Genomic DNA, 3,191 nt, shown 5'->3' with positions numbered 1-3,191 from the left:
GGGGCCAGCCCCCGGACCCCCGCGCCTCAAACGCCGGCGAGGCTGATTTTTGCCGACCGGGGTCGGACACTTCAGCCCCGCCCGCTCCCTCCAGCCCCGCCGGCGATTGAGGCGCGGGCGCGGAGCGTCGTGTCGTGGGGCGGGCCAGGTGTCCTCCCGTGCCTTCAGCCGCGTCGGCGATTGAGGCGGGAACGGGGGAAGGGCGGGGTGGGGCCGGCTTCGCGCAGCGGTGGTGGGCCCGGGTGGTGGGGGCGGGGTGTGGACAGCAGGCCCCGGAGGGCCATCGCCGTGCCCAGGGCGACCATGGCCGCGGCGACCACCATCCCCAGCACCCCGTTCAGCGGCAGCGCGATCCCGATCCCCCCGCCCAGCACCCACGCCATCTGGAGCAACGTCTCCGACCGCGCGAACGCCGACGTCCGCACCGCCTCCGGCACGTCCCGCTGGATCATCGCGTCCAGCGACAGCTTCGCCAGCGCCTGGCAGAACCCGGCCGTCCCCGCGAGCACCGCCATGAACAGCCCGCTGAACAGCAGCGCGGCCAGCACCGCCACCCCCAGCGTCACCGACAGCACCGCCGCGATGATCGCCTCCGGCGCCCGCGCCCGCAGCCACGCCCCCACCGCCGTCCCGCCCGCGTTGCCCACCCCGGCCGACACGCCGACGATCCCCAGCGACACCGCCGCGCTCTGCCCCGCCAGCGGATGCTCCCGCAGCAGGAACGCCAGGAAGAAGATCAGGAACCCGGACAGCGCCCGCATCGCGGCATTCGCCAGCAGCCCGCACAGCACCGGCCGGCTCACCGTCCGCAGCCCCGGACGCTTCGAGTGGGCCTCGTGGGTGGAGAGCCGGGCGCGCCGCTCCCCCTTGGCGTCGTCCACCACGGGCGGCAGCTGGAACGCCGCGACCGTCCCCCACACGAAGATCACGCAGGCCCCGTACAGCGGCCACGGCGGCCCGATCGTGTGCAGCGCGGCCCCCACCGGCGCGGCGGCGCCCGTCGCGAGCAGGCCCGCCAGCGTGACCCGGGAGTTCGCCTTGACGAGTGAGAACTTCGGCGGCAGCAGCCTCGGCACCACCGCGCTGCGTACGACCCCGTACGCCTTGGACGCGACGAGCACCCCCAGCGCCGCCGGGTACAGCTCCAGCCCGCCGGTGGCGACCGCGCCCGACATCATCACCGCCAGCAGCGCCCGCGTCAGCATGGCGCCCGCCATCGCCGCCCTGCGTCCGTGGGGCAGCCGGTCGAGCAGCGGACCGATGACCGGGGCCAGCAGGGTGAAGGGCGCCATGGTGATCGCGAGGTACAGGGCCACCCGGCCGCGTGCCTCGTCCGTGGGGACGGAGAAGAAGACGGTGGAGGCCAGCGCGACGGTGATCATCACGTCGCCGGCGCCGTTGATGGCGTGCAGTTCGATCAGCCGCCCCAGGCCCGACTCCCCGGCCCCGTGGGCGTGCGTGGCCCGGCGGATCCCGCGCGCCGTACCGGTGATCGGCAGGTGCAGGGCGCGCCCGACAGCCCGGCCGGCCCGCCTGGCCGGTCCCGAGCCGCCGGCGGACGACCGTACGGGAGCCACGTGGCCATAGTGCCCCACTCGGCCCTCCGGAACCGGTCCCGGCGCGTCCCGGGGGACCCCGTTGTCCGCGAATCGGACCTCGCATGTGGGCCGAAGGCTTCGGAGGAGGTAGCGTGCGTAGCGCGCCACCGGCGGTTGCTCTTGGCCGCGCGCCTCTTCGCGATCCCGCAGAATGGATCGCAGTGGGGTGCGCCCGAGGCCGATCGGGCGCGGACGTCGACGCGGCCCTCTGGTCCGCTCCGCCCGCGCTACGTACGGACGAGACCGACGGGTCGTTGTGGACGACAGTACGGACGGCGCACTCGTGAGACGGCGTAGGAGAGAACGAGACCTGTGAGTGCTGCGACGACGCGAAGCCGTACCCCGCGTACCCCCGACCGCCTGTGCGTCGAGGCGGTAGAGCTCGCCCGTGCGGCGGCCGAGGAGGCCGCCTTCCCCAGTGTGGTGGGCGAGCACGTCTCCGCCGTTGCGGAGGGCGACCGGGTCGTCACGCACTTCTTCGAGTGCAAGGAACCGGGCTACCGGGGCTGGCGCTGGGCCGTCACGGTGACCCGCGCCTCCCGCGCGAAGAACGTCACCCTCAACGAGACGGTGCTGCTGCCCGGCCAGGACGCACTGCTGGCACCCGAGTGGGTGCCGTGGAGCGAGCGGCTGCGACCGGGTGACATGGGTCCCGGGGACCTGCTGCCCACGGACGCGGACGATCTGCGGCTGGAGCCGGGCTTCTCCGGGGAGGACGCGCCGCCGCCGAACGCGGTCGTCTCCCCCGAGATGGCCGAACTGGTCGAGGCGGAGGACGCGGACGTCACCGACCGGGTCGTCGTGCCCGCGCGGGGCTCCATCGCGGCGGTCGCCGAGGAACTCGGCATGCGGCGGGCGCGGGTCCTGTCGCGGTACGGGCTGCACAGCGCGGCCGACCGCTGGGACGAGGCGTTCGGGGCGAAGACCCCGATGGCGCAGGCGGCGCCGGCGTCGTGCGTGTCGTGTGGCTTCCTCGTCGCGATCGGGGGATCGCTGGGGCAGGCCTTCGGTGTCTGCGCGAACGAGTTCGGTCCGGCGGACGGGCGGCTCGTCTCGCTGTCGTACGGGTGCGGGGGGCACTCGGAGGCGGCCGTCATGCCGAAGCCGTTGCGGCCGGCGCCGCCGGTGCTCGACTCGATGGCCACGGACGACTTCCCCCTCCGCCCCCCGACGGACACCGGCTCGGTCCCCCCGACGGACCTCCCGTCCGCCGACCTGGGCCACTCGTAGCCCCTGCCCGCTTTTGACGCGCCCCTCGCCCCACTCAGCGCTGGCGCGCTGCCCCTCTTGACGCGCCCCTCGCACCACTCAGCGCTGGCGCGCTTCCCGGGCTTCGGCCCGCTGCGCCGGACTCCGTCCGTCGGCCCGGCGGGCGGGACCGCTGCCCCTGGCCGGAGGCGCGGTGGCCGCCTGCGGGTGCGTGGCCGCTGCCCCTGGCTGGGGTGCGGCGTCGCCTGCGGGTGGGTGGCCGCTGCGCGGGGCTGAGGGCCCCTACCCGCCCTTCCACCGTTCCCCGGGCTCCGCCCGGACCCGTACCAGTGCACGTCACCACACGGCGCTCCGCGCCCGCGCCTCAAACGCCGGCGAGGCTGA

General features: G+C 75.2%; 2 protein-coding genes. One reads left to right on the top strand and one right to left on the bottom strand.

Annotation, left to right across the window (positions count from 1 at the left end; all coding sequences use genetic code 11):
- Positions 1-164 precede the first annotated feature (164 nt).
- Complete coding sequence (locus ACZ6ZT_RS35115; protein ID WP_469724501.1) at positions 165-1,595, bottom strand: MFS transporter; 1,431 nt, start codon at positions 1,593-1,595, stop codon at positions 165-167.
- A gap of 315 nt (positions 1,596-1,910) precedes the next feature.
- Here ACZ6ZT_RS35115 and ACZ6ZT_RS35110 point away from each other — a divergent pair, with 315 nt between their 5' ends.
- The gene (locus ACZ6ZT_RS35110) at positions 1,911-2,828 is read left to right on the top strand and encodes a DUF3027 domain-containing protein (protein WP_469724500.1); all 918 of its coding nucleotides are present in this window, start codon (positions 1,911-1,913) and stop codon (positions 2,826-2,828) included.
- Positions 2,829-3,191: the final 363 nt, after the last annotated feature.

The organism is Streptomyces sp. NPDC102258, assembly GCF_055584685.1.
The sequence above is the reverse complement of the archived record's forward strand: the minus strand, read 5'-3'. Positions and strand labels throughout refer to the sequence as shown.